The sequence below is a fragment of the Alistipes sp. HGB5 genome (assembly GCF_000183485.2).
GTDB lineage: Bacteria > Bacteroidota > Bacteroidia > Bacteroidales > Rikenellaceae > Alistipes > Alistipes finegoldii.
The window spans coordinates 81,811-108,804 of record NZ_AENZ01000003.1 but is presented as its reverse complement, the minus strand read 5'-3'; the positions used below and the strand labels follow the sequence as shown (position 1 = coordinate 108,804).

At 59.9% G+C, this 26,994-nt stretch carries 22 protein-coding genes, 1 tRNA gene and 1 pseudogene; 2 read left to right on the top strand and 22 right to left on the bottom strand.

The genetic code is table 11. The features are described from left to right. Nucleotides 1–93: 93 nt before the first annotated feature. From recJ to HMPREF9720_RS00750, 5 genes are all read right to left on the bottom strand, one after another. Nucleotides 94–1,860, bottom strand: a complete 1,767-nt coding sequence (gene recJ, locus HMPREF9720_RS00770; protein WP_009596137.1) for a single-stranded-DNA-specific exonuclease RecJ — start codon at nucleotides 1,858–1,860, stop codon at nucleotides 94–96. Nucleotides 1,861–1,868: 8 nt separating this feature from the next. Beyond that, on the bottom strand, nucleotides 1,869–2,627 hold the full coding sequence (gene lipB, locus HMPREF9720_RS00765; protein WP_009596134.1) for a lipoyl(octanoyl) transferase LipB: 759 nt from the start codon (nucleotides 2,625–2,627) through the stop codon (nucleotides 1,869–1,871). After that, nucleotides 2,624–3,511 (bottom strand): lipoyl synthase, encoded by an 888-nt coding sequence (gene lipA, locus HMPREF9720_RS00760; RefSeq protein WP_009596228.1) that lies wholly within the window; start codon nucleotides 3,509–3,511, stop codon nucleotides 2,624–2,626. The genes lipB and lipA overlap by 4 nt, the downstream gene beginning before the upstream one ends. Before the next feature lie 487 nt (nucleotides 3,512–3,998). Then, on the bottom strand, nucleotides 3,999–4,916 hold the full coding sequence (locus HMPREF9720_RS00755) for an AraC family transcriptional regulator (RefSeq protein WP_009596129.1): 918 nt from the start codon (nucleotides 4,914–4,916) through the stop codon (nucleotides 3,999–4,001). Between the two features lie 158 nt (nucleotides 4,917–5,074). Then, nucleotides 5,075–6,055, bottom strand: a complete 981-nt coding sequence (locus HMPREF9720_RS00750) for a hypothetical protein (protein ID WP_009596141.1) — start codon at nucleotides 6,053–6,055, stop codon at nucleotides 5,075–5,077. A gap of 507 nt (nucleotides 6,056–6,562) precedes the next feature. Here HMPREF9720_RS00750 and HMPREF9720_RS00740 point away from each other — a divergent pair. After that, nucleotides 6,563–7,162: a ribonuclease HII gene (locus HMPREF9720_RS00740; protein WP_039939447.1), complete on the top strand. Its 600-nt coding sequence runs from the start codon at nucleotides 6,563–6,565 to the stop codon at nucleotides 7,160–7,162. Nucleotides 7,163–7,273: 111 nt separating this feature from the next. Here the strand turns inward: HMPREF9720_RS00740 and HMPREF9720_RS00735 are convergent, their stop codons facing one another. The 7 genes from HMPREF9720_RS00735 to dprA all read right to left on the bottom strand — a co-directional run bounded on the left by HMPREF9720_RS00735 (nucleotide 7,274) and on the right by dprA (nucleotide 12,876). Further along, entirely contained in the window at nucleotides 7,274–7,744 is a 471-nt protein-coding gene (locus tag HMPREF9720_RS00735; protein ID WP_009596170.1) for an ExbD/TolR family protein, read from the bottom strand. A gap of 3 nt (nucleotides 7,745–7,747) precedes the next feature. Then, nucleotides 7,748–8,353, bottom strand: coding sequence for an ExbD/TolR family protein (locus HMPREF9720_RS00730; RefSeq protein ID WP_009596190.1), 606 nt, complete (start codon nucleotides 8,351–8,353; stop codon nucleotides 7,748–7,750). A 14-nt stretch (nucleotides 8,354–8,367) separates the two neighbouring features. Then, nucleotides 8,368–8,787 carry a hypothetical protein gene (locus tag HMPREF9720_RS00725; RefSeq protein ID WP_009596184.1) on the bottom strand — a complete coding sequence of 140 codons (420 nt, stop codon included), beginning with the start codon at nucleotides 8,785–8,787 and terminating at the stop codon, nucleotides 8,368–8,370. A 31-nt stretch (nucleotides 8,788–8,818) separates the two neighbouring features. Continuing rightward, a complete protein-coding gene (locus HMPREF9720_RS00720; RefSeq protein ID WP_009596195.1) occupies nucleotides 8,819–9,577 on the bottom strand; it encodes a MotA/TolQ/ExbB proton channel family protein in 759 nt (252 codons plus the stop codon). Between the two features lie 362 nt (nucleotides 9,578–9,939). Then, nucleotides 9,940–10,968 (bottom strand): asparaginase, encoded by a 1,029-nt coding sequence (locus tag HMPREF9720_RS00715; protein ID WP_009596157.1) that lies wholly within the window; start codon nucleotides 10,966–10,968, stop codon nucleotides 9,940–9,942. Between the two features lie 19 nt (nucleotides 10,969–10,987). Beyond that, nucleotides 10,988–11,776 (bottom strand): TatD family hydrolase, encoded by a 789-nt coding sequence (locus HMPREF9720_RS00710; protein WP_009596154.1) that lies wholly within the window; start codon nucleotides 11,774–11,776, stop codon nucleotides 10,988–10,990. Beyond that, nucleotides 11,773–12,876, bottom strand: a complete 1,104-nt coding sequence (gene dprA / locus HMPREF9720_RS00705) for a DNA-processing protein DprA (protein WP_009596127.1) — start codon at nucleotides 12,874–12,876, stop codon at nucleotides 11,773–11,775. Before dprA ends, HMPREF9720_RS00710 begins: the two co-directional genes overlap by 4 nt. 223 nt (nucleotides 12,877–13,099) lie before the next feature. Between dprA and HMPREF9720_RS00700 the strand changes: the two genes are divergently transcribed. Then, nucleotides 13,100–13,170, top strand: a tRNA-Cys gene (locus HMPREF9720_RS00700). Between the two features lie 354 nt (nucleotides 13,171–13,524). Here the strand turns inward: HMPREF9720_RS00700 and HMPREF9720_RS00695 are convergent. From HMPREF9720_RS00695 to HMPREF9720_RS00650, 10 genes and pseudogenes are all read right to left on the bottom strand, one after another. Next, nucleotides 13,525–15,642 (bottom strand): Tex family protein, encoded by a 2,118-nt coding sequence (locus tag HMPREF9720_RS00695; protein WP_009596142.1) that lies wholly within the window; start codon nucleotides 15,640–15,642, stop codon nucleotides 13,525–13,527. A 104-nt stretch (nucleotides 15,643–15,746) separates the two neighbouring features. Continuing rightward, nucleotides 15,747–16,894: pseudogene (locus HMPREF9720_RS00690) on the bottom strand (aldo/keto reductase). A gap of 1 nt (nucleotide 16,895) precedes the next feature. Further along, complete coding sequence (locus tag HMPREF9720_RS00685) at nucleotides 16,896–17,858, bottom strand: DUF362 domain-containing protein (protein ID WP_009596152.1); 963 nt, start codon at nucleotides 17,856–17,858, stop codon at nucleotides 16,896–16,898. A gap of 11 nt (nucleotides 17,859–17,869) precedes the next feature. Then, the gene (locus HMPREF9720_RS00680) at nucleotides 17,870–18,382 is read right to left on the bottom strand and encodes a hypothetical protein (RefSeq protein WP_039939443.1); all 513 of its coding nucleotides are present in this window, start codon (nucleotides 18,380–18,382) and stop codon (nucleotides 17,870–17,872) included. Between the two features lie 162 nt (nucleotides 18,383–18,544). Next, a complete protein-coding gene (locus tag HMPREF9720_RS00675; protein ID WP_009596191.1) occupies nucleotides 18,545–18,982 on the bottom strand; it encodes a DUF1893 domain-containing protein in 438 nt (145 codons plus the stop codon). Nucleotides 18,983–19,468: 486 nt separating this feature from the next. Continuing rightward, a complete protein-coding gene (locus HMPREF9720_RS00670) occupies nucleotides 19,469–21,676 on the bottom strand; it encodes an alpha-galactosidase (RefSeq protein WP_039939441.1) in 2,208 nt (735 codons plus the stop codon). Nucleotides 21,677–21,951: 275 nt separating this feature from the next. Continuing rightward, nucleotides 21,952–22,524 carry a hypothetical protein gene (locus HMPREF9720_RS00665; protein ID WP_039939439.1) on the bottom strand — a complete coding sequence of 191 codons (573 nt, stop codon included), beginning with the start codon at nucleotides 22,522–22,524 and terminating at the stop codon, nucleotides 21,952–21,954. An 11-nt stretch (nucleotides 22,525–22,535) separates the two neighbouring features. Beyond that, nucleotides 22,536–23,843, bottom strand: coding sequence for a phenylacetate--CoA ligase family protein (locus HMPREF9720_RS00660; RefSeq protein WP_039939438.1), 1,308 nt, complete (start codon nucleotides 23,841–23,843; stop codon nucleotides 22,536–22,538). After that, complete coding sequence (locus HMPREF9720_RS00655; RefSeq protein WP_009596165.1) at nucleotides 23,840–25,498, bottom strand: C45 family peptidase; 1,659 nt, start codon at nucleotides 25,496–25,498, stop codon at nucleotides 23,840–23,842. The genes HMPREF9720_RS00660 and HMPREF9720_RS00655 overlap by 4 nt, the downstream gene beginning before the upstream one ends. Next, nucleotides 25,495–26,994 (bottom strand): phytoene desaturase family protein, encoded by a 1,500-nt coding sequence (locus tag HMPREF9720_RS00650; RefSeq protein WP_009596161.1) that lies wholly within the window; start codon nucleotides 26,992–26,994, stop codon nucleotides 25,495–25,497. The genes HMPREF9720_RS00655 and HMPREF9720_RS00650 overlap by 4 nt, the downstream gene beginning before the upstream one ends.

Here is a 26,994-nt window from a genome sequence, read left to right as displayed (position 1 = left end):
GACGCAGGTTTTTAGTGAAAAGAGACGCAAAAAAAGAGGATCGGAGCCGTAAAGACCCGCCGTGCGGCGGGTCTTTACGGCTCTCCGAATCATCTATTTGTTTAAAACGGGTTTAATGTCCTTGATACGCAACTGGGTGGTTACCGTACCGCGGTAGTGGTTTTCGACGATTTGGTAGCATACGTCGATCGGGCGTCCCGAACGCACCCATTCGTAGTGCGTGGGCTGCTGGAAGGCGATCGACTGGATCTTGGTGTTGGGCTTCTGCCGCTGTATAAGGTCCATGCGCAGGTGCTCGCACTCCACGCCGACCAGTTTGGCGTCGCCGTGGTTGCTGACCCCGTAGGTGGCGAAGACCGGCGCCGTATTGCCCGGCCCGAAGGGCTGGAAACGGTTGAGGTCCTTGCGGAATGCGGGCGTGATGTCCGAGAAGAGCAGTTCGCTGTCGATGTCCACTTGGGGCATCAGCATCTGCGGGTCGATATTCTCCTCGACATAGGCGTTGAAGCGCCGGGTGAACTCGTCCACGTTTTCGGGCCGCATCGTCAGTCCTGCGGCGTACATGTGTCCGCCGAAGTTCTCCAGCAGGTCCGAGCACGATTCGACGGCCTGATAGAGGTCGAAGCCCGGCACCGAACGGGCCGATCCGGTCACGAATCCGTTGCTCATCGTCAGCACCACCGTGGGCCGGTAGTAGGTTTCGATCAGACGCGACGCGACGATGCCCACGATGCCCTTCATCCACTTGGGATTGTAGATCACGGTGCTCTTCAGCTGCTTCATTTCGGGGTTGCGCTCGATGAAGTCGTGCGCTTCCTGCGTGACGGAGCGGTCGATCGACTTGCGGTCCTGATTGTAGGCGTCGATGACGTTGCCGAACTCCGCGGCGATGCTTTCGTTACCCTCGATCAGCAGCTCGACGGCGGCGTGGCCGCCCGAAGGCGACGCATTCTCGTCGTTCTCGTCCATGCGCATGCGCCCGGCGGCGTTGATGCGGGGACCGATCTTGAAGACGATGTCGTCGATGGTGATGTTGTGCTTGTCCAGACCGCAGATCTTGATGATCGACAGCAGGCCCTTCGACGGCTCGCGGTTGAGGTCTTTGAGGCCGAAATGCGCCAGAATGCGGTTTTCGTCCACCAGCGGCACGATGTCCGAGGCGATGCTCACTACCAGCAGGTCCAGCAGCGGGCTGATCTGCTCGAAGGGAATCCGGTTTTTCTGGGCGTAGGCCTGCACGAGTTTGAATCCCACGCCGCAGCCCGACAGTTCGTCGAACGGGTAGGAACAATCGACCCGCTTGGGGTCCAGAACGGCTACGGCGCGGGGAATTTCCTCGGCCGGGAGGTGATGGTCGCAGATGATGAAATCCACGCCCTTGCTCTTTGCATAGACAATCTTTTCCGTGGCTTTGATACCGCAGTCCAGAGCGATGATAAGCCCCACGCCCTTGCGGGCCGCGAGGTCGATACCTTTGACCGAAATGCCGTAACCTTCGGTATAACGGTCGGGAATGTAGAACATCAGGTTTTTATGCCCGATCTGGCGCAGGAACTTGTACACCAGCGCAACGGCCGTGCAGCCGTCCACGTCGTAGTCGCCGTAAACCATGATCTTCTCATTGTTACGAACGGCCTGTTCGACCCGCTCGACCGCCTTGTCCATATCCTTCATCAGGAACGGGTCGTGGAGGTCGGCGAGGCTCGGTTTAAAGAACTTGTCCGCCTTTTCTACAGTGTCTATGCCTCTCTGTACGAGCAGATTCGCCAGCACGGGGGATATCCTGAGCACGGAGGCGAGCTTCGCCACCGCCTCGGAATCGCCCTGCGGTTTCACTACCCATCGTTTTTCTATAGGCATACGATTTACTATTTATATATTCTAACATTTAATATCTCACTTAAAAATTTCACGACGAGTCTTTTGACATCGTCCATCGGGACTTTGGCGCCCGTTTCCCTTTCGATCGAGGTCGCGCCCCGGTCGGTGAATCCGCAGGGGTTGATGCGCGAAAACCACTCCAGATCGGTCGTTACGTTCAGCGCGAACCCGTGCATGGTAATATAACGCGACGAACGGACTCCTATTGCGCATATCTTGCGCGGAGCGCCCGCCGGCGTGCATTTTCCGCCGCCGTCCGCGGTCCGGTGATCGCCTTCTTGCGCGATTCCCGCTCCCACCCAGACGCCCGAAGCGCCTGCGATGCGTTCCGCCCGGATGCCGTATTCGGCCACGGTGCGGATGACGGACTCTTCCAGCGCGTCGATGTATGCCCTCAGCCCGATGCCTAACCTTTCGAGGTCCAGAATCGGATAGCAGACCAGCTGTCCGGGTCCGTGGAAGGTGATGTCGCCCCCTCGGTCTATGTGAAAGAACTGCGCGCCCATCGCTTCGAGCGCTTCGCGGCCCACGAGCAGGTTCTCGGCGTGGCCGCTTTTGCCGAGCGTGTACACCGGCGGATGCTCCACCAGCAGGATCGTGCCCGCCTCTTCCGAGGACGGCGTTGCGCTCTCCGGCGCTGCCGTCCGGTTCGTTTTTCCGGCTGTCAGGGCGTCGAACAGGGTCTGCTGCAAATCCCAGCAGGCTTTGTAGTCCATCTGTCCGAGGTCCCGGCAGTAAACGTTCATCGCTGCAAACTTTTAACGCTTTTCAGGGCCTCTTCCGCCAAATACGACGAGCGGACCAGCGGCGCGCTCGCGCAGTAGGCGAAGCCCATTTCCAGCGCTTTGAGTCTGTACCATTCGAATTTTTCAGGAGTGATATACGCCGCCACGGGGTAATGCTCCAAAGTTGGACGAAGGTACTGACCGAGCGTTACGATCCCGACGCCCGCTTCGCGCAGGTCGTGCAGGGTTTGTAATACTTCGTCATCGCTCTCGCCAAGTCCGACCATCAGTCCGCTTTTCGTTGCGACGCCCTGCCGGCTCATGTGGCGCAGGGTCTCCAGACTCGTGCGATATTTCGCTCTGGAACGGACCACGGGGGTCAGCCGCTCGACGGTTTCGATGTTGTGCCCGATTATATCGGGCTTCGACGCGATGACCGTGTCCAAGAGGTCGGGCCGTGCGTCGAGATCGGGAATAAGGAGCTCAATTGCGGCGTCGGGATTCTGTTTGCGGATGGCGCGGACGGTTTCGGCCCAATGTGCGGCGCCGCCGTCCGGCAGGTCGTCACGCGTTACAGAAGTTACGACGACATACCTCAGTTTCATCAGCGAGACGCTTTCGGCTACCCGCCGGGGTTCCTCGGCGTCCGGGGCAAGGGGATGTCCTGTTCTGGTGGCACAGAAGCGGCAGCCCCGTGTGCAGATATCGCCCAGAATCATGAAGGTCGCGGTTCTGCGGCTCCAGCATTCGGCCTTGTTGGGACACATGCCGCTGCTGCAAATCGTGTGCAGCGCATGTTTTCGGACTATCTGCTGAACCTCGGCGTATTCCGGGGTTCGGTGGAGCCGGATCTTCAGCCATCCGGGTTTTTTCAGTACGTCTACCTTGTCATAAAACTTCGGCATTTAAGATCATTATTTTCCAATTGATGCAAAAATACGAAAAAATAATTGATATTCCCTAAGAATGGTTCATTTTCTTTGACAGCCCTGCGCCGGACGCTTCTGCGCCGGCATCCGTCCGTTTTCGGGCTTTTCGGGGCGGATCTTCGAAGGGGGAACCGCTTTCCGCCCTCCCGTCGTCGCCGCGGGGAGAAAGCATATTAAAAAATAAAAAAACGCACCTGCCGAAACTGCAATAATTCATTATCGGAGCCTTCTCTCCGCCGCTTCCGGACACGAGAAAGGGGTTCGGTACCTGGCAGTAGCGAACCCCTCTGGTTAGGTTAGTTAGGTTAATGAGAGTGGGAGAATCCCACGTTTTGTTATACAAAGATAAACTGAAATTCACAATTCACCAAATCTTTTATAACATTTTTTCAAACTAACCTGAAGAAATCTGTTAAATTATAATTAAAAAATTTAAAATAATAGCCGATTTATAAGTTTTTGATTAAAGCGCTTCGCGTATTTCCGCGTTCTGCACCGTTTCGGGCTGCTTCTCCGGGGTGAGCGAAGTGATGTGGCGGTTGCGGTAAGCGGCCGGCGTCATCTGGTATTCCTTTTTGAAAAGTTTAATAAAATGCGACGTATTGGGGAACGTGCAGGCGTTGCCGATCTCCGAAATGGATTTCGAGGTCGAGATCAGCAGCAGACGCGAGTGCATCAGCCGCTGGCGGATGTACCACTTGTGGGGCGGCATCTGGAAATGACGGCGGAACTCCTTCTTGAACGAAGTGAGCGAACGGTTCGTCAGTTTCGAAAGCTCCTCGATGGAGATGTCTTTGAAGATATGGTCGTAGACGATCTGTTCGAAATTCTCTTTCGCGGCGTCCATGTTGCTCAGCAGCTTGCTTTTGATGCAGCAGTCCTCGTGCGAGGCGATCAGATAGATCAATTCGGTCATCTTGATGTTCTCGGCCGTCTCGTCGCGGTGGAAATCTTCGTCGCGCAGGTCGTTGTTGGTATTGACGAAAAAGTTGCGGATCGAATTCCATGCGGGCATGGCGACGTGCGTGCGGTTGCGGCAGTTTTCACACGAATGTTCGTTCGAAATGTTCAGGCCGTAGGTGATGTTCAGATGCATCAGGATACGCTGGAGGTCCGCCGGCGTATAATAAAAGAGCACTTGTTCGAAGGGCTGGCCGTTTTCCGGGAAGTTCTCGATATAGTGATGCCCGATGCCGAGGTAGAATACGTCTCCGCGTGTGAGCGTCTGGCGCTTATCGCCTTCGTAGATGTACTTCGTACCACGAAGAATGTAACCGATTGCATAGCGCGAAAGCGCCTGAGACTGGATTCCGTTGTGAAGTGCTTCGACATACTTCACGATCATCGGCTGCTGAGCCGACGAATTCAATGAATTCTTCATACTAAATCGTATTTTAAGTTTCTATGAACAATAAGTTGCGTCACTTTTGTTCAACTCCAAATATACAATTTAATATTTGTTTTATAAAAGAATTAATACGCTAAAAAGGCGCATTAAGGCAAATAGGACTGTTTGTATTACCTTTGTGACTAAATAGATTATTGTAATGTTGCAATGTAGACCGACGCGGCCAGCAGAATCAGGTAAACGGGCAGTGCGATTCTGCGGTCTATCCGCACGAAAAACACCGGGAAAAGCAGGGCGGCGGGAACCGCCGTCAGGGTGAATGCTTCGGGGGTGACCGACGGGGTGCAGAGCAGGGCGAGAGTCATCGCCAGTATACCTGTATTGAAAATAAGGATGAAGCGGGGTTTGGTTCCGGCGGCATAAATGTCCGAGAGAAAGAAAAGGAGCGCCGTCAGGGCAAGCGCCGCGATGACGCACAACATGACGAGCGACGGGAGCGGAAGGCCCTTAAAGATCCACAGCGGAACGCCCGATACGAGCGCATCGGCCAGCGTCATGACCGGAGCCGTAAATTCGTCACCCATGCCCCAGCTGACATAGCAGGCGGTCAGGAGGGGCAGTATCAGCCCTGCGGCGGCGACTACCGCTTCGCGGAAGGTACGCTTGAAAAGCAGTATCGCCAGCGGAAGGATCAGCACCGGCGGCGTCGCGGGAGCATAGACCAGCGGCAGCAATCCCAGATACAGGGACGCGCGGAAAATGGCGTCGAATCCGTAGCCGTTGCAGTACGAACGGCAGTAGTTCTTGGCGGCGAGCGCCAGCAGCATCGAAGCGGCGAATGCCGTCAGGTAGTTCCCGCCGGAGAAGATTCCGCAGGCGACGACGGCGTAGAGCGGAATCGGCAGGCATGTGCTGACGCCATAGAGGTTGTAGCGGATGGCGATCCGCCCCGTGCACATTCCCGTGAAGAGGATCATGAATCCGGCGGCCAGACGTGCCCACACCGGATATGCTGCCTGAAACCGGGTCAGCGCTCCGCCCAGCAGGGGCATTGTCTCCGGCGCGCCGGCGGACACGCCGTTTCCCGCCCCGCCCCACATGGCCGTGACTGCGAGTGCGAAGAGGGTGACGAAGGCCGGGACCAGCGGTTGTCGGGCGATATCTATCTTCATGCGGCGATTTCTGCTTTCGGCAAAAATACGGAAAAAAGCTGTACGGGACTAAATAATTGCTAACTTTGTTGTAGCCGGAATCCTGCGGAGGGTGTTTCTTTTCCAGTCTTGCGTATGGTTGCGGCCCGTTCGCAGGAGCAACACGGCATGTTTCGGCTGTCCGGCTGTCCGGCTGTCCGGCTGTCCGGTTGTTCGGTTGTTCGGCTGTTCAGTTGCTCGGCTGCTCGGCTGTTCAGTTGCTCGGCCGCTCGGCGGAACCGGTGGGCGGAGGCGGGGCGGATCGACGTCTCCGGAGATGCCGGTTGCATTCCGGCGGTTCTGTCCGGAATTGGGTTCCGACTCGCTTTTCGGACCAGCTTTCCGGGCCTGTTTCGGGATTTGCTTTTCCGGTCGCAGGATTCGTCTGTGCAATTTTTGCCGCAGCAGCTTCCGGCGGCGGGCGTGTAATAGTTTGTTGCCGGTTTTCCTTGATTTGTGTCGGGTGCCGATGATTTAATGTTTTTGGCTATGCTTGAAAATTGCTTTCAATACGATCTTCCCGAAGCGGGATGCGACGAAGCCGGGCGGGGGTGTCTCGCCGGGCCGGTCTTTGCAGCGGCCGTGATGCTGCCGCCCGATTTCCACGACCCCTTGCTCAACGATTCGAAGCAGATGACCGAGCGCAACCGCGAGAAGCTTCGGACGATTATCGAACACGAAGCCGTGGCATGGGCCGTCGAAGCGGTCTCCGCCGAGCGGATCGACGAGATCAACATTCTGAATGCGTCGTTCGAGGGAATGTCGCTGGCCGCGGCGCGGCTTGATCCCGCTCCCGGCTTTCTGGCCATCGACGGCAACCGCTTCCGGACTCGGCTCGAACTGCCTTACCGCTGCATCGTCAAAGGCGACGGCAAGTATGCCGACATCGCCGCCGCTTCGGTGTTGGCCAAAACGCACCGCGACGAGTACATGCTGCGTCTGGCTGAGGAGTTTCCCCAGTACGGCTGGCGGAAGAACAAAGGTTATCCGACGCGCGAACACCGCCTTGCAATCCGCGAGTACGGTCTCACTCCACATCACCGGCTGACCTTCAACCACGAAATCGGCCAGCTGGAATTGGTGTTCTGATCCGGCGGCGTATCATTCGTATTCGAAACGCCGAAATCCCTCTTCATACGGCAAAACAAAAAGAGCTGAAGTCTTGACTTCAGCTCTTTTTCAAACAATTTTCCTCGGATTTTAGTATCCCAGCGACTTGGAAGCGGCGTAGGAGACTTTCAGTGCGTTGGCACGGCGAAGCTCCTGCTTCACGTCGGTTACGATACCCATTTTCGTGGTCTGGTCGGCCTTGAGGCAGATGGTCATCGAAGCACGGTCGGCCTCGCTGAGCTTATCGCGCTCTGCAGCGACGAAATCCAGAATATCCTTGGTCGTTTTGTACGAGTCGTTCAGCTGGATACGGGGTGCAGTACCGAATTTGGCCTGCATCGCCAGCGAAGGCTGTCCGATGTGGATGTAGCTGACGAGCGATTTCTTCTCCAGCTTCTGTACCTCGGTAGCCTCAGGGAGTTTGTATCTCACGAGCAGTTCCTGATCGCGCATGGTCGTCGATACCATAAAGAAGAAGAGGATCATGAAGATCACGTCAGGAAGCGATGCGGTCGAGATAGGGGGCAAACCTTTGTTGCCCTTCTTTTTCATTACTGCCATAGCTTACTTCTTTATATTACGGGGTTCTGCCTCCGAGATCTTCAGCGGAACGGCTTTTGATACTGCGTTGCGGTTCTCTTCGGGAAGGTCGGCGAATTTCGAGCCGAATTTCCGCATGGCGACTTCATCGCGGACCTCGTTGAATGCGCGGGTCAGCTCGTTCTGCACCATGATATACGACTGGTAGCCGGTATCACGTGTAGTCTGGAGCGAAACGACGCCTTGGCTTTCGGGATACATCCACTTGCTGCCGTCGCTCAATTCGATCTCCTTCTCCACCTTCTCAGGAAGGTTTTCGTCGTCCATCGGATTGAGAATGAATTCCTTCGTCCTGTTCTTGAGCTGGTGCAGGTCGATAATCTCCTGCTTGCCGGAGGGACCAGCCATGATGTTGCCGCTGCCCGATATGAGCACGAGGAAGAGGTTGCGTTCCTTGACCTTGATGTCCTCCTGTTGTTTCTCATCGGGGGGCATCGGCGGGAGCATACGCACCAGACCGGTATCGACATTCATGGTTGTGGCCACCAGGAAAAAAATCAGCAGCAGGAAGGCGATGTCGGCCATCGAGCCGGCATTGATTTCCTGTATTTTCCTTTTATCTGTTGCCATTGTTGTTCACTCCATTATTTGAAAGCGCCCCAGATTTCGGTTACTACGGCCGTCAGGAAAGCGGCGACGAAAGCAACGTACGTCACGAGAATGCTCGTTTCGGTAATTACGGTTTCACCGTGGCCGAAGAAACCATTGGTCTGGAGATCGACGATGTTCACCGTGTGGCCGGCAGCGTAGAAGTACGACACGCCGACGACGATGATTATCAGCGCCAGAGAGAGGATGGTTCCCTTGATGCCTGCCGGGTTCTGAATCATTCCGAAGATGGCGCAGAACAGGGCTGCGGCGACAGCGAACACGAAGAGGAAGTATCCCCATACGAGGTTCAGGCTGATCGCAGCATCCGAGCCGCCCGTAGCGATCGCGTATACCAGAAGTACCACGGTGATCGCCATCAGAATGCCCAGCAATATGTTCAATATCTTTTTCATAATTGCTTTTTAACTCTTTAAATCGTTGGGATTATTTCTTGCTGTATGCCGTCAGGATATCCATCAGCGTGATGGACGAATCCTCCATATCGTTCACGAGCGAATCGATCTTCGAAACGATATAGTTGTAGAACAGCTGAAGAATAACCGCAGCGATAAGACCCATGAGGGTGGTCAGAAGGGCGACCTTGATACCGCCTGCAACGAGGGTCGGGCTGATATCGCCGGCAGCCTGAATGGCGTCGAACGCCGCGATCATGCCGACAACGGTACCCATGAAGCCCAACATCGGCGACAGAGCGATGAACAGACCGATCCACGAAAGACCCGACTCCATCTGGCCGGTCTGAACCGAACCGTAGGAAACGACAGCCTTCTCGACCGAATCCAGACCCTGATCGTAGCGGTCGAGACCCTGATAGTAGATCGAAGCGATAGGACCGCGGGTGTTGCGGCAAACTTCTTTGGCAGCTTCGATGCCGCCGTTCTTCAGTGCGTCCTCAACGGCAGCGATGAGCTTCTTCGAGTTGATCGTTGCCAGCGACAGGTAGAGGATACGCTCGATAGCGACAGCCAGACCGATCACCAAGCAGAGAAGAACCGGGAGCATCCATTCCCAACCGCCTTCGAGGAATTTCTGCATCATGATGTGGTGCATGCTGTCGCCTGCGAGTGCGGTTTCGGCAGCGACTGCAGTCTCTTCGGCAGCGGCAGCGGCTTCCTGCGCGAAAGCGTTAACAGTACCCAGTGCGAACAGGGCCACTGACAGAATCAAAAAAAGTTTTTTCATAGTTGTGTTGGATAAAATTAAATTTGATTAGTTGTTTATTTGTTTGTGTCTTTTTTGGTTTATTCCATATCTCGGTTTCCCGACTTCTTCAATTTCTTATTTTTCCCTAAAAAAATCCTAAAAAAATCTTTTTTTTCACGCTTCCGGAATTTATCCGGCGTTTTTTGGTCGCTGTCCGCATATTTTCCGTACCGGTTTCACGCAGGCAGCCGAATCCCGAATCTTTCATTCTGAACTCATGCAATTTCCTGCCGATCAACTTGTTGCGATGTTCGCATCTTTCCGTCCGCCGTCACCGGGGGCCTTCTAAGGATACATTAGCAGTGCGAAATATAGAAAAAAAAATCGTTCCGTGCAATGGCTTAGGCCGTAAATTCTCCGCGCAGGGGGCGGCGCAGCAGCGCGCGCGTCCGGTCGTCCGGCAGGTCGAGTCCCAGCACGTACATCAGTTTGGTCACGGCGGCTTCGGTGGTCATGTCGTGGCCGCACAGGACGCCGATTTCCTGCAGGCGAAGCCCCGTTTCGTAAAGTTCCATCGAGACTTTTCCGCCGCCGCACTGCGTGATGTTGAGAATGATGATCCCGCGGCCGATCGCCTCCTTCAGTACGCGGATGAACCACTCGTTGGTCGGGGCGTTGCCCGCGCCGAAGGTTTCGAGCACCACGGCTCTCAGTCCGGGGGCCGAGAGCATGGCCCGGAGGATGTTTTCGCCCAGTCCCGGAAAGAGTTTGACCACCTCGATTCCGTCGGCCAGCCGCGTGGCGATGCGCAGCTGGGGCGAAACCTCCGTCGGATGCAGGATGGCCGGGAGGTTGTAGGCGATGTTGACCCCGACCTCCGCCAGCGGCGGATAATTGTAGGAGCGGAAGGCGCTCAGCGCTTCGGCGCTGCGCTTGGTGGTGCGGTTGGCGCGGAACAGCCGGTTCTGGAAATAGAGCGACACTTCGGGCACTTCGGGGCGTCCGCCGATGTGCGCCCCCGCGATTTCGATGGCCGTGATGAGGTTCTCGCGGCCGTCGGTCCGCAGTACGCCGATCGGAATCTGGCTTCCGGTGAAGACGACCGGCTTTGCGAGGTTTTCGAGCATGAAACTCATGGCCGACGCGGTATATGACATGGTGTCGGTGCCGTGCAGCACGACGAATCCGTCGTAGCGCGCGTAGTTGTCGCGGATCAGTTCGGCAAGTGCGGCCCAGTTGGCGGGCGTGACGTTCGACGAGTCGATCACGGGGTCCATCGTCAGTACGTCGATGTCCACGTTGAGCCGCTTGAGCGACGGGAATTCGTCGTATATGGCGCTGAAGTCGAACGGCACCAAGGCTCCGGTTTCGGCGTCGTTCTTCATGCCGATCGTGCCGCCCGTGTAGATAATCAGGATAGAGGATTTCATCGTGTATGCTTGTGTTTTTTTATTTTCCGAAAATGCGTTCGGCGTTGGCCGTCGTCGCTTCGGCCGTCTCGCCGGGCGTCAGTCCTTTCAGCTCCGCGACTTTTTCGCAGACGTACCGCACATAGGCCGATTCGTTGCGTTCGCCGCGGTGGGGTGCGGGCGTCAGGTAGGGACAGTCGGTTTCGAGGACGATGTCGCGCAGCTCCATCTCCCGCACCGCGTCGGCCAGCTTGCTCTTTTTGAACGTCACCACCCCGCCGATGCCGAAGACGAAGTCGCCGTACTCCTTCAGTTCCCGGTAGGTGTCGGCCGTGTCCGAAAAGGCGTGGAAAACGCCCCGGACGCCTCTGCCCTTGTATTCGCGCATCAGCTCCACGGTTTCGGGCCATGCGTCGCGCGTGTGGACCGCGATCGGAAGACCGTACTCCAGCGACAGGTCGATCTGGCGGCGGAAGGCTTCGAGCTGTTCGGCCCTGAAATCACGGCTCCAGTAGAGGTCCAGCCCGATTTCGCCCACGGCGCAGAAGCGGATCCCTGCGGGCGGCGTTTCGAGATAACGCTCTACGAGCGCCAGCTCCTCGCGCCAGCGTGGATTGTCGTTCACCGACGTCGGGTGCAGGCCCATCATCGGGGCGCACCGCTCCGGATGGCTGCGGCACAACCCGAACAGCCGTTCATGGCTTTCGGAGTCGATCGCCGGGAGCAGCGCTCTCTCCACTCCGGCGTCGGCCGCACGTGCGAGGGCCTCCTCGCGGTCCGCGTCGAATTCGGGGGCGTACAGATGCGAATGTGTATCGGTAAGTCTCATATCAGTTTCATGTATCTGTTGCCGGGCAGCTGGCGTACGGCGCCTGCCAGTTCCAGCCCCACGAGCAGCGTCGCCAGCTCGCCGGGATCGAGTCCGCTCAGTTCTGAAAGCGTTTCGTGCGACAGCGGATCGTCCGTGCGGAAACAACCCAGCAGTCCCGTTTCGTCGGGCGTGAGCTGCGGTGTGGCGGGTTTCGGCCGGAGCGTCGCCGGTTCCGCGCCGAGATCCCACATCAATTCGCGGACAATGTCGTCGGCCGTCAGCACCAGCTGCGCTTTACGGTTGCGGATCAGGTGGTTGGTCCCTGCCGACATGCGGTCCGTGGCGCGGCCCGGCACGGCCATCACCGAACGGTCGTAATCGTCGGCGCAGTGCGCCGTGACGAGCGATCCGCCGCTGTCAGGCGATTCGACGACGATACATCCGGCGCTAAGCCCGGCGATGATGCGGTTGCGGGCGATATAAGCCGTGCCGTTCTGCCGGGTCTGCGAATGAAGTTCCGTGACCAGTGCGCCGCCGTGATCGAGGATGTCGCGGGCTACGGCCGTATGCTGCGCCGGCGTCACTTCCGGCAGCGGGTTGGCCAGCACGGCGACGGTCGGCACTCCCGCCGCCAATGCCGCGCGGTGCGCCGCGACGTCGATCCCGAAAGCCAGTCCGCTGACGATGCAGAGTCCCGGCACCTGCGCCGCGAGTCCCTCCACGAGCCGGTTGCACATGGTCTGTCCGTAGGGCGTCGCATTGCGCGTGCCGACCATCGACAGACAGCGTGCCGAAAGGGCTGCCGTATCACCTTTTATGTATAGGACATGGGGATAGTCGGGGATTTCCCGCAGGAGCGGCGGGTATTCCGGATCGGTCGAGGCGATGGCCGCGATTCCGTTGCGGCGGCAATGCTCCAGCTCCTTTTCCGCGGCGGCGAATCCTCTGCGGCGGACGATTTCGCGGGCGATCTCTTCGCGCAGGCCCGCTTCGCCCGCCAGTTCGTCCGGAGCCGCGGCGAAAATGTCCCGTGCGCTGCCGAACACTCCGAGCAGATGCACGGCGCCCTTCACCCCGATACCCGGAGTCATCTGAAGGGCGATATCCTCGATTGTCATAGCCGCAAAAGTCGTTTAACGTGTCGTAAAAGTAAATATTTTTGGGAAATAACGCAAAGTTGAGCCGAAGTTTTGCAGATTTTAGAAATGTTTGTATATTTGCACTCCGATACGCCTGAGCGTAACCCGGAAAACACCTGAGACGGTGGAGCCGGGGGCTGAATGAAATCAGCGGCCGCGGCCCGAACAGCGGTTTGCGCAGGACGGATCGGAAACGAAAAATGGTCTGATGGCCGAGTGGCTAGGCAAAGGTCTGCAAAACCTTGTACAGCGGTTCGAATCCGCTTCAGACCTCACCAAAACACCGTTGTAGATTACTACAACGGTGTTTTATTTTTAGCTTGTCATACATCTTCTGACATTCGCATTATCCGAGTCTTAATTGAAGCCGTCGCGGAGATGCATTCATGTATAAATAACTATCGCAATCTGATTCATTCAATTCTAATTTTGGGCTAGTTCTGATTTTGTATAATTTAATTCATTTATATGCATTTTAACCATTTGGCGTAATAAAGTTGGTTTATCGGCGGAATTCATCCGGGCGTTGGGAAATCGTGCACACGCATTGGTCTTTCGTGCCGCCTGAGGAGTGAGCGGGATGCTATGTGAAAATCGGCGTTCGGGTAATTCCGGACGCCGATTTTGTCAGCCGTTCTTGCGCATCGACAGTGCAATGCGGTTGCGGACCGTGTCGATGCCCGTCACGCGGACCTCGACGTGCTGTCCCAAATGGACGACGTCGGCCGGCGATGCGACGTAGCGGTCGGCCAGCTGCGAGATATGCACCAGCCCGTCCTGCTTGATGCCGATATCGACGAACGCGCCGAAGGCCGTGATGTTGGTGACGATGCCGGGCAGCGTCATGCCTTCGCGCAGGTCGGTGACCGAGTGCACGTCGGGATCGAACGAGAATGCCTGCAGCTGTTCGCGCGGGTCGAGACCCCGCTTGTCGAGTGCTTCGAGAATGTCCGTCACGGTCGGCAGCCCCACCTCGGCGTCCACGTATCTTTCGGGTTTTATGCCTTTGCGCAGCTCCTCGTCCGCCAGCAGTTGCTCGACCGTCACGCCCGCGTCGGCGGCCATCCGCTCCACGATATGATACGACTCCGGGTGCACGGCGCTGTTGTCGAGCGGATTCCTGCCGCCTACCACGCGCAGGAATCCCGCCGCCTGCTCGTAGGCTTTGGCGCCCAGACGCGGCACTTTCAGCAGGCTTTTCCGGTCTTTGAAATCGCCGTTCGCGGCGCGATATGCGACGATGTTTTCGGCCAGCGCAGGCCCCAGACCGGATATGTAGGTCAGAATATGCTTCGATGCGGTGTTGATGTTCACGCCGACCTTGTTCACGCAGCTCTCGACCACCGTGACCAGTCTGGCCCTGAGCTTGGACTGATCGACGCTGTGCTGGTATTGTCCCACGCCGATCGACTTCGGGTCGATCTTCACCAGCTCCGACAGCGGGTCCATCAGCCTGCGGCCGATGCTGACCGCGCCGCGAACGGTCACGTCGTGATCGGGGAACTCTTCGCGGGCCGCGGCCGACGCAGAGTAGACCGATGCGCCGTCCTCGCTCACCATGAACACCCCGACGCCCTCCAGCCCCAGCCCGCGGACCAGCTGTTCGGTCTCGCGCCCTGCCGTGCCGTCGCCTATGGCGAAGGCTTCGGCCTTGTACCGGGCCGCCAGCGACCGCAGCGTTTCGGCGGCTTCGTCGTAACGGTTCTGCGGCGGATGGGGATAGACGGTGGTGTTGTGCAGCAGGTTGCCCTGCGAATCGAGCGCCACGACTTTGCAGCCCGTACGGAATCCGGGGTCGACGGCGATGATGCGCTTCTGTCCGAGCGGCGCCGAGAGCAGCAGCTGCCGCAGGTTTTCGGCGAATACCCGGATCGCTTCGTCGTCGGCCTTCTCCTTGGCCGCCGCCAGCAGTTCGGTCTCGATCGAGGGCCGTATCAAACGTTTGAACGAGTCCGCGACGGCGGCTTCCATCCATTCGCGCGTCGCCGAGCCGTGGCGCACGAACTGGCGGCAAAGCCCTTCCGTAATGCGGTCGGCGTCCATCTCCACCGAGATCTTCAGGATCCCTTCGTCCATGCCGCGGCGCATGGCCAGAAAGCGGTGCGACGAAACGGTGCGCAGCGGCGACGTCGCATCGAAGTAGTCCGAATATTTGACCCCTTCCTGCTCCTTGCCTTTCACGAGCCGGGAGTGTACTGCGCCTTCGCGGGCCGCCGTGCGGCGTACGCTGTTGCGGGCGCGCTCGTCCTCCGACACCCGCTCGGCGATGATGTCGCACGCCCCGGCTATCGCCTCCTCCGGAGTCGGCACGTCGGCCGTGACGAAACGCTGCGCCTGCCGTGCGATGTCGTGCGAGTTTTGCGCCATGATGCTGTTTGCCAGCGGCTCCAGCCCGCGTTCGCGCGCTACGGTCGCCCGCGTTCGCCGCTTGGGTTTGTAGGGCAGGTAAATATCCTCCAGCTCTACGGCTTCCCAGCACGCTTCGATGCGTTTGCGGAGTTCGTCGGTCATTTTGCCCTGCTCCCCGATCGTCGAGAGGACGGTCTGTTTGCGGGCTTCGAGTTCGGTGAGTTTGTCCAGCTGCTCCTTGACGGCCCCGACCTGCAGTTCGTCGAGCGAACCGGTCGCCTCCTTGCGGTAGCGGCTGATAAAGGGGATCGTCGCGCCGTCGCGCAGCAGGCGTACCGTGCCCTGCACCTGCCGGAGGGTGATTCCGAGTCTTTGTGCTATGATTTGTTCGGTCATTGTCGGTGTGTGTCGATCGGCAAAGATAGGAAATTGTCGCGATTTCGGAAGCCGGAACCGCCGCCGGATTCGCTTTTTCGCCCGCTCCTCCCCCGGAATGCGGATCAGTACCCGAACTTCGCGGCCGCCAGCTGCATGCGGCCGACGATATCGACTCCGAAGGGACAGTTGCTCTGGCAGCGGCCGCAGGCGATGCACTCCGAAGCGTGGTGCGCCAGCAGGTTGTAATGTTCGCGTACGGTTTCGGGCACTTCGTCCTGCGCCAGCGTCAGGTTGTAGTATTTGTTCACGCTTGCGATGTCGATCCCCGCCGTGCAGGGGGCGCAGTGGCCGCAGTACATGCAGTGTCCTTCCCACGAGAACCGGCCGAGTCCTGTCAGCGCCTGCGTGTAGTCGCGCTGGGCGGCTGTCGCCGTACACCATGCGAGCGCCGCCTCGATTTCGGTCCGGCTGCGGCATCCGGCCATCACGGCCGCCACGCCGGGGCGCGTCAGGGCGTATTCGATGCACTGCACCGGTGTCATCGGCTTCCCGAACGGCGAGTTGGTCCCGCTCAGCAGGTCCCCGCCGCCGTACGCCTTCATCACGTCGATCGCCACGCCTTCGCGTTCGCAGAATTCGTAGAGCCGCTGGCGTTCGGGGTCGATGTTGTGCAGCTCCTGCGCATAGCTTTCGTCGGCCCAGAGCGTGTCCACGTCGTCGCTCGGCGGCAGAGGTCGTAACAGGGATTGAGCGAGAACATCAGCACGTCGATCAGTCCGGTTTCCGCGGCCTGCCGCGCTACGGCGGGGTTGTGGCTGCTGATGCCGATATGGCGGATGCGCCCCTCCGACCGGAGCCGCAGTGCCAGTTGCAGGATCGGCCCGTCCAATACCTTCCGCAGGTCGGCCTCGGCATCGACGTAGTGGATCATGCCTATATCGACGTAATCCGTCCCCAGCCGCGCGAGCAGGTCGTCGAATGCGGCCTGCGCCTTCTCCGGATCGCGCGTGCGGAGATACTGCCCCTCTTCCCACACCGAGCAGAGGTGCCCCTGTATGACGAACCCTTCGCGCCGCCGGGCCAGTGCCGCGCCGATGCTGCTGCGCAGTTCGGGGTTCGAAGCGTAGAGGTCGAGGAAGTTGATCCCGTTTTCGATTGCGAAGTCGAAGTCGGCCCGCACCTCTTCCTCCGGCCGGTTCATAAATCCCTCGCAGCCCAGCGCCACGGCGCTGACGCGCAGTCCCGTGCGGCCCAGTGTCCTGTACTCCATGCTATTTCAGTTCCACGAGTCGGTACTGCTGCGAACCCAGCCCTATGGCTTCGGCGTGTTCGAGCGTGTGAATGCCGTGGCGCGACTCCATGCGCTCGATCAGGTGCGATTTCCCCGGATCGGGCGATGCGTACACCAGATCGACGCACGCCTTGTCCAGCGCCACGGGATCGAGCGAGGCGAGGATGCCGATGTCGCCCATCTTCGGCTCTTCGGGATGGGCGTCGCAGTCGCAGTCCACCGAGAGGTTGTTCATCACGCTGATGTAGAGAATCCTGTCGCCGCAGTGGTCGGCGACCGACTTGGCCGACTCGGCCATCGACTCCAGAAAATCGTCCTGCGCCGGGAGGTCGCTCCACATTTCGGCGGCGTTTTTGGTCTTGCCCGCCGAGTGTATCCATGCTTTCCCGGCCGACGACGCGATGCCGATCGAGATGTTCTTGACCGCACCGCCGAAGCCGCCCATCGCATGCCCTTTGAAGTGTGACAGCACCACCGTGAAGTCGTAGCGGGGGTAGTGCGAGCCGACAAAGTTCTCTTTCAGGTGTTTTCCGCCTTTCACCGGCAGGCTCACCCCTCCGTCGGCGTCCATGATGTCCACCGGGGCGATGGCCGTGAAACCGTGGTCGGCGGCGGCCTTCAGGTGCGCTTCCGTGTGTGCGCGTCCGCCGCCGTAGGCGGTGTTGCACTCGACGATCGTGCCGCCGACTTTGGTCACGATCTCCTTTATCTGCTCCGGTTTGAGGTAATTGTGCCCGTCCGGTTCGCCCGTCGAGAGCTTGACGGCGACCTTTCCCGTCGCGGGACGTTCCTGCGCTTCGTAGATGCGCACCATGTTTCGGGGTGTGATCTCGCGGATGAAGTATACTTCGGGGGCTTCGGTCTTTTCGCCGCCCTGAGCCGATCCGCAAGCCGTGAAAGGCAGGACCGACAGCAGTGTGATCACATACATTCTATTGATCATGTCGATTGGATTTATTTGCGTAACAGATAGTTGATAATCAGGTAACCGCCCGCCGCCTGCGCGAGCATGCCGGGAATCCCGATGCGGAAATCCTGCACGGCGGCCGTCGCCGAACCCGTGAAGGCCCATTCGCCCAGCGCACCCACCGTCTGGTAGAAGAGCACCACGCCCGCCAGCAGCGGCAGCGTAGCGCGCCCGAACCGCCGTGCGGCGAATCCGGCGGCTGCGGCCAGCAGTACGGACTTGAGCAGAATCGCCGGCAATGCCGCCGCGGCGGGCATTCCGAACAGCGCGGAGTTGACCAGCGGCGACAGCACGGCGGTCAGCAGGCCCACGCGCCAGCCGTATTTGTAGGCTCCGACGAGCGTGAAGAAGTAGATCGGCAACCACCGCAGGCCGCCCTGCGGCACCGAGTGGCAGATTTGGGGCAGGAGGATGTTGCCCGCGACGAAGAGCGCCGCCGCGAGGTAGGTTTTCGCATCGCGGTAATCGAGCGAATAGAGTTTTACAGCCGTTGTTTCCATTTTGTCTTTTGTTTGTTCATATTCAAAAACAGTGCTTTTCGTGCGGTTTTGAAAATCGAGGCTCACGCCCCCGAAGAGCGTCGTCCGGGGCGTCGGGTTCCGGCGTCGATCCCGTCGCTGCGCCAGCGGAAAATCCCTGTGCCGGGCAGTAGCGAACCCTATCTATTCGTTTCGCTCCTGCATTTTGCGGATGAATCCTTCGATCAGCGGCAGACACTCCCCGGCCGTCTGCGCCGAGGCGCAGAGCCGCTCCACGGGGCATATTCCGTCGCCCGCACGGTTGATGATATGGGGCACGGCGACCGTGTAGGCGACAGCTTTGCCCGCGGCGGCGAACAGGTCGAGGGCCGCACGGCTCACCACGTCGGCGAAAAGCTCCTCCACGCCGCCCAGAATCATCAGCGCCGCCGCGCCTTTGCCAACCACCTTGTCGGCCACGAAAGCCCCGTCGAGCAGCTGCGGCTCCTCGCGCAGCAGCCTGTAGAGGTCCTTCACGCCCCGTTCGCGGAAAATCCGCACTTCGTCCCCGTTGCGGACGACGCACGAACACTTCTCGGCGAACAGCAGTCCGATCGTCTGCTCCTTCTGTTCCTTCGTCATAGCGTATGCCGTTTTTTCGGGTCCGCACCGCTTTTCCCGGTCTGCCCGTAATTCCACATTGCAAAGATATCCGATTTCGCGTTATTGCCGGCTACCCCGATTACGGTTCGTCATACCATTTTTACAGAATCGCACACCAACGGCCGCAGACAGTGGATTTTCCGCCGCCCGTATCTGGCGGCCGTTCCCTCTCCTGTCGCCCGTTTCTTGCATTCGTTCCCGGTTCCGCTTGTGCGTTTGTTGCCGTTCTTGCCGTCTGTTCCTGCTTCTGCTGTTTGTTTTCGTCCCCGCTGTCCGATCCCGCTTCCGCCGTCCGGTTTCGCTTTCGCCGTCCCGCTTCTGCTTTCGCCATCCGGTCCCGTCCCCGCCGTCTTTTCCCGCTTGTGCCGTCCGCTTCTCCGGCCCTTTGCCGGGCGACGAAAAAGCCTGCGGCCATAACAGGGCCGCAGGCTTTCCGGAGCAGGCGCTTCTCCCCTTCGGGGAGCGCTATTCTGCTTCGAGCACGAATACGGCGCTGTCGTAAATTTTGTTCAGATTGGGGTTGATGCCCGCATGGTTGAGGTATTCGCCGGTGAAGGTGCCGCCGTCGAACCAGAACCGTTTCTTATCGACGTTCTGCTCCCTGATCTTGTAGCGGGTCTGCGCGTCGAGTCCGTAAAGCCGGTATTTCGGAACCAGCGTGCGGCTCTGGTAGAGGGTGCAGTAGGTGAACAGCACGGCTTTTTTCTTGTCTTTCGATACGTACATCACCCCGTAGTAGCCCGTATCGTCGTAAGGCGTGCCGATGCGGTAGAGGTCGCCCTCCATGACGATGTCGCGGTATCCCTTGTAGCTTTCGATGGCTTTGCGCGCGAAGGCCTTCTCCTCGGCGTTCATCTGCTTGGGCTGCAACTCCATGCCCAGACGGCCCGCGCAGGCCATGTCGAAGCGGAATTTGATCGGCGTGATGTTGCTGGTCTGGTGGTTGGGCGTGGCCGAGACGTGCGAGCCCATGACCGTCGCCGGGTAGAACAGGCTGGTGCCGTACTGGATGCGGGCGCGCGAAAGCGCTTCGGTGTTGTCGCTGGTCCACACCTCGTTGAAGTACTTCATCGCGCCGTACTCCACGCGGCCGCCGCCCGAAGCGCAGGCTTGGATCAGCACGTCGGGATATTTGGCGCGGATGCGCTCCATGACCTTGTAGAATCCCTGCACATAGTCGATCCAGAAGTGCGACTGCCTGTCTTTGGGCAGGAATTCCGATCCGGCGTTCTCCGCATGGCGGTTGGCGTCCCATTTGATGTAGTCGATGTTGGGCGAGAGCTTCATCGTGTTGTCGAATACCGAGAATACGAAGTCCTGCACCTTGGGGTTGGTCAGGTCCAGCAGCCACTGGTTGCGCATCCGGGGCATTTCGCGGTCGCCCGACCTGACGATCCAGTCAGGATGTTTCTCGGCCAGTTCGCTCTTGGGGTTGACCATCTCCGGCTCGATCCAGATGCCGAATTTCAGCCCTTTGCGGTGTGCGTGCGAAGCGATGTAGTCGATGCCTTCGGGGAGTTTTTTTGCGTTGATCTGCCAGTCGCCGAGTCCGGCGTTCGCATCGTTGCGCGGATATTTGTTGCCGAACCATCCGTCGTCCAGCACGAACATTTCCAGTCCCATGTCCGCCGCGTCGTCGATCATGTCCGTCAGGGTCTTGGCGTCGAACGTGAAGTAGGCGCCCTCCCAGCTGTTGAGCAGCGTCGGGGCGTACGTATGGCCGTGCCATACGCCGTAGTTGCGCGCCCAGTCGTGCAGGTTGCGGCTCGCGCCGCCCGCGCCCTCGAAGCTGTAGGTGTAGACCATTTCGGGCGTGGTGAACGATTCGCCCTTGGCGAGCGTGTAATCCGAAGCGTAGGGGTTGACTCCCGCGAGGATGTTGAGCACGTTGAATTCATCGACCTCGAAGTTGAGCCGGAAGTTGCCGCTCCATGCCAGCGCGCCGGCGATCACCTCGCCGTAGTTCTCGTCGAAGGCTTCGCTGTCGAGCGTGATCATGAAGGCCGGGTTCTCGGTGTGCGTCGTGCGCACCAGCTTGCGCGACTCGATGCTCTTCGAGCCGTGGGTGAGCAGCGTGTGGTCGGTCTGGCTCTCGCGCGCCCATGAGCCGTAGAGGTGGGTCAGCAGGTAGCTGCGCGCCTTTACGGGCAGCGACGACGAATAGAAGGCGTGCAGTACGGCGTCGCCCTTTTCGCGGTTGCGGATCACGGTGTGGGTCGTGATGACGTTCTCTTTGGCATAGGCCGTATAGACCAGTTCGACGTCCAGCGCCTGATTGGTGTCGGTGAGTTTGACGACCGTTTCGCTGACGTTCTTGTCGGCCAGCGTGCGCGTGGCGTGCGACACGTAACGCAGTTCGGTGTTCATGTCCCCGTCGGCGTGGGTCACGCGCAGCGCGGGTTCGCGGAAGTTGCGGCCGCCCATCGTCGAGTAGGCGAGGTTGTCGGTGCCGTGGTCCGTGCGGCGGTAGCTTTTGATGCCGGCGGCGGGCGATGCGTCGTCGATGCGTCCTCCGAAGTGGTGGAACAGCACTTCGCCGTTCGGAGCGACGCTCATGACCATCGAAAGGTCGTTGGTCCGGATGTTGATGACCTGCGGTTCGGCGGCCTTGGCGCCGGTGCAGACCATGCCCGCGAACAGGGCCGTGAAGAGCGGTTTCAGCAGTTTTTTCATAGGTTTGAGTCGGTTACGTTTAGGATAATGCGTGCACACGCGTACAGCGCATTTTCGTTGTGTGGGGATAAAGTTACGAAAAAAATTGCGTTGCGGTCAAAAAACCGCCGCATAATCTTTCGTTGTGAAACTTCCGGCCCGACCGGAACTCTTCCGCTGTTTCGTATCGAATTCCAATGGTCCGCCGTGCACGGCCTGCGCGGTTCCGGTTCCGCCGGGCAATGAAAAATCCCTGCACGGAGACGTGCAGGGATCGTTTCAGGACGGGACCTCTCCTACTTGGTCAGGTATTTTCCCTGTTTTTTGAGGGCGTTGTAAACCGAACCTGCCCAGTAGTTGCGCAGGCCGAAGCCGCCGGGCTTGCCGACCATGTCCATCTGGGTGATTATCTCGTGCGTCGCGGGATCGAACAGCACTGCGGTGTAGTAGCCCAGACCGTTGCCCTTGTCGAGCGTCGTGGCGACCAGCACCAGCCCCTTGTTGCCCGAACCGTTGTCGTAGCGGGCGACGATCTGCGGCAGCTGCGTCTGCCAGTCGGTTGCTGCGCTGCGGGGCGTGAACTGCTCTGCGGCCAGTGCGCCGAGCGATTCGTTGGCCTGCTCTACGCCGGTCGAGAGGATGTCGATGCCGGTGAACCCTGCCACGTCGTATTTCTTCGGTTCGCTCAGGAAGAGCCTGTTGATGGCTTCGAACGCCTTGATGAAGGCGCCCGGTTCCTCGTCGGCGCCCTTGACGTCCACGCAGCTGTAATCCACGCCGTAGAAATCGGCTGCGATCTTCTCTTTTCCCTTCTGGGCGTAGCCGCTGACTGCGACGAGGCACAATGCCATGGCCAGTAACTTTTTCATTGTCGGATTTTTTATTTGGTTTGTTCGCGTAAATCTACGAATTTAATTTGTTTCCGGCTCATCTGGGGCATCTGTTTTTTCGCAATGTACTCCACGGGTTCGAAAACCACCTCCGGGGCGACGCGCACTTTCGAGCGGAACGTGTCCTTTATCTCCTTTTCGAAAGCTTCGTCGCGGCGCGCGCTGCCGATGCGCAGCACGATCTGGTCGGTGCCCAGACTGCCTGTGAAGACCTCGATGATGTAGTTGCTCACGCCCGGAATGTTCTCCAGTATGTCGTACAGCGCGGGCGGGTAGAGCGTCGTGCCCTTGAACTTGATCATCTGGCCCTTTCGGCCGATGACCGACGAAAGCCGCATCGTGCTGCGCCCGCAGGCGCACCGCTCCGTGTATCCGATGCAGATGTCGCCCGTGCGGAATCGCAGCAGCGGCATGCCCCGCACGCCGAGCGTCGTAATGACGACCTCGCCCTCCTCGCCTTCGGCGACGGGGTTGTTCTGCTCGTCGAGCAGCTCCACCAGAATCAGGTCGGCCGGCACGTGGCCGCCGCAGTGGTGCCCGCACTCGGTGATCGAGGTCTGCATCTCGGTCGAAGCGTAGGTCGAGAACAGTTCCAGTTCGGGCCACAGCTCGGTAATCTTGGCCCCCAGCGTGTTGTTGCCGAAGGCGGTGTCGCGCAGCGCTTCGCCGATGCAGATCGCACGGCGCAGCGACGAGCGGCGGTAGTCGATGCCGTGCTCCTCGGCATAGGCGACCAGTTTTGTCAGGAACGACGGCACGACGATGCAGCCCGTGGGGCCGATGCGCCGTATGGTGTCCCACTGCAGTTCGGGAATGCCGTTCCCGACGCGGATCACGCCGCACCGGAGCTTCCGCGCGCCCAGAAAATAGGCCAGCCCCGCCATGAAGCGGCGGTCGATGGTGGTCATCAGCTGCAGCACGTCCTCCGGCGTGCATCCCGCCGTGGTGAAGGATTCGGCTTCGTTGTAGGCCAGCCGGTCGAGGTCCTCCTCCGTGAGGGCGAACGTCACCGGGTCGCCGAGCGTTCCCGAAGTGGTCACGTAGTCGATGATGCGGCTGCGGGGTACGCAGATGAAATCCTGCGGGTGGAGCTGCAGGTCGGTCTTGGTGGTCACCGGCAGCCGCCGCAGGTCCTCCTGCGTGCGGATGTCGTCCGGACGCGCGCCGCAGTGGTCGAACATGCGCCGGTAGTAGGGTGAATTTTCGTACAGATAGGCGATCTCTTCGCGCAGGTATTCCTGCTGGAACGCGGCGATCGCATCCGCCGATGCGAATTGTATTTCCGGATTTCTTATCATGGCTTGCATTCCGATTTTAGTCTTTCAACCGCTTCCCGCTCGTCGGCGCGCGGGATTCCGCTCTGCAGCGCCTTGTCGAAGCATTGCGCCGCCCGGACGTCGTCGCCCTGCGAGCGGTAGTATTCTCCCAGCAGTTTCCATGTGTGGAAATTCTGCGGATTGGTCCGTTCGAAACGGTCGAGCGTCGCGGCGTCGGCGGCGGTCTCTTCCCGCATGGCTTTGCGGATTTCTCCGCCCAGCCGCCTGTATGCCACCACGCGCGGATAGTCGTGCGCGAGGTAGGCCGTGTCGGCGGCTATCTCCTGCGCCGCGTCGCAAAGCTCTCCGGCCGGATCGGGATCGCGCATGACGGCTCCCAGATCGTAGCAGATATAGGCGCCGCCCTGCCACGGCGAGGTCGAAACCCACATTTTCAACGCCGAGGGCCGGAATACCACCGAGTGGTGGGCGATCGACTGGTTGACCGAGCAGTCGTTTCCGACGCCGATGTCCGCGCCGCCTTCGCCCCGCTGGTCGCGCAGCATGGCCACGGCCGCCTGAGGTGTGAGCGGCGCGTTTGCCGCCGTCAGCTCCTCCAGCCGTGCGAAGCGGCAGGGGCTGTCCGTCCGGGCGAGGTTTTCGAGGTTGTGTTCGTCGCCGGCCAGTTCGGCCGACTGGTAATGGTTCGTGCAGAGGAGGTATTCGCCGCCGCTTTCGTACAGGGCGGTCTTGCGGGGCGTCTTCTCGATGATCGCGGCCCTTCCGTCGCGCGCCGATGCGATGAGCAGCGATTCGCTGACGAAGGTGTCGCGGCGGCGGGCGATTTCGAGGGCTTCGCCGATCGTGGCCGCATGCTGCAGGATTTCGCGCGCGAGGATCGAAATCGGGGTCGCCGCCGAGAGCGGGACGGGACCTTTGGCGGCGTTGATCGTCACGGTCAGCCCCTTGTCGTTCATGCCCGACAGTACGCCGATCATCCCGGCCCAGCCGATGCTGACGAAGGGGTGCCCGGCCTGCGGACGGCAGAAGGTGACGATTTTGTGGCGGGCGAAGTCGTCGCCCATGTAGAAGTCGAAATTGCGGCCGACCACCAGCTCCCCGTCGGCGCTCATGCCGCCCCATGCCGCGAACGAACTGCACCCGACGAGCATGTACTGGCTCATGGCGTGCCCGATGTCGTGCGCCGCATGGTAGTTGAGCTGACGCTCGTAAGGGGTGCCTATGGCGTCGAAGTCGTGCGAGCAGTAGAGCGACCGGGCGTATATCTCGCGCCGGTACTCTTCGGGGACGTGCCGTCCCAGATTGCGGTTGAAGATCACGATCAGGCCCCGCAGGAACTTCAGGTAGCCGTCCGAGGGGATGAATTGGCGGATCTGGTCCACGAAAACCTGCTCCTGATAGCGCATCAGCCCGGCCGTGAGCGCTCCCGCCGCCGCTCCCGACTCTTCGGGCGACCCGGCCGTGTAAAGCTCCCAGAGACCGTATCTGTTATGGCGCAGGAAACTTCCGCGGCACGAGGTGTAGCCGCCGTGGTCCGCGACGCGGTAGGCCGCCGTGTCTACGGTCATCGCGGGCGGCTCCATGTCGGCCGTGAGGTAGAGTCCCCAGAGGAACGCCGCCGCCAGCAGCGGAAGCGCAAGGAGCGTGATGAGCGTGTATTTGAGAAATCGTTTCATGCGTCGCCTATTTTTTTAGCCAGATATTCCGTGCCCAGCAGCTCGGCGCAGGTCGCCGCCGCCGAGAGCGTCACCCCGATCGCGCCGTGAACCGTCAGGTTCTGCCCCGTGAGCAGCAGGTTCTCGAATTTCGTCCGTACGGGGATGCAGGTCGCCATGACGTTGCGGCAGTCTTTCTGCAGGCCGTAGGCAGCCCCGTGGGGGATTCCGGTGTAATGCCGGTAGGTGAGGGGCGTGGCCGCGTACGTCTGTTTGACCGCCGCCCGCAGGCCGGGCAGCCGCTCGCAGACGAAGTCCGTCAGATGCTCCGCGACGGCCGTTTTCAGGGCCGTATACGCTTCGGGACGGCGGCCCGGCGCCGATCCGCTCCATGCCGACCAGATGTCGGTGGCGATCGGGGCCATCAGCGTCACCACCTCGCTCCACGCCGGATCGGCGCACGGCGGCTGCGCGCTGAACAATACCATTTTCGGACGCATGGCCTCCGTGTCGAAGAGCGTATCCCAGACGTCTCCGCCCTCGGCGTAATAATAGAGGTTGCGGTTGATATAGGGAAAACTTTGCGGCCGGAGCAGCAGATACACCGAGAAAAGGCCGTACGTGCCCGGCATGGCGGCCATCCGGTCGCGGAATGCCGGGCGCAGAACCGGCGTCGGCCCGATCAGGCCGAACGTCGCCGCGGGATGGATGGCCGAAATGACGCACTTCGCCCGCAGTATCCTGCCGTCGGCGAGTTCCACGCCCGTGATGCGCCTGCCTTCGGTATGGAGCGCGCTTGCCCGGCATCCGGTGAGGATCGTACCGCCGTGCTCGCGGATTCTGGCCGCCAGCGCGTCGGCGATATGCTGCGTCCCGCCGGCGAAACGGCAGGCGCCTTCGATGTTCGAATGGTTTATCATGGCGTGGTGGTAGAGCGGCGAATGCTCCCGAACCCCGCCGTAGAGGGGATTGGTCCCGGCCAGAACGCTGCGCAGCAGCGGGTCGGCGACGCATTCGCCGATGAACTCCGCCGCCGATGCGCCGAGGTATTTCACCCCGCCGGACGACAGCCGTCCCGAACGATGCACTTCAACGCCTATGCTGTCTCCTATCTCCCTGATTTTGTCGCAGTAGCGGGCGATTCCCGCCGCTTCGCGCGGGAAGAGGGAGGTCAGGTGCCGCCGGAATTCGTCGTAGCCGTGCATGTAGGCGAACTCTCCGTCTCCGCCCGGCGATACGATGTCGAACGCTTCGTCGAGCGGCCGTATTTCGAGCGAATCCCCGATGCCGAAATAGTCGAAATAGCGGCGCATGATGCCGCCCTGCTGCATGCTGCCCACGTAGTGCATCCCCGTGTCGATGGAATGGCCGCGGCGGCGGAACGACTGCAGGCAGCCGCCGGGGACCGCCGCCTGTTCGACTACGCAGACGCCCACCCCTTCGCGGCTCAGCATGACGCCGCATTCCAGTCCGCCCAGCCCGCTGCCGATGACGATTATGTCGAACTCCTCCTGCAT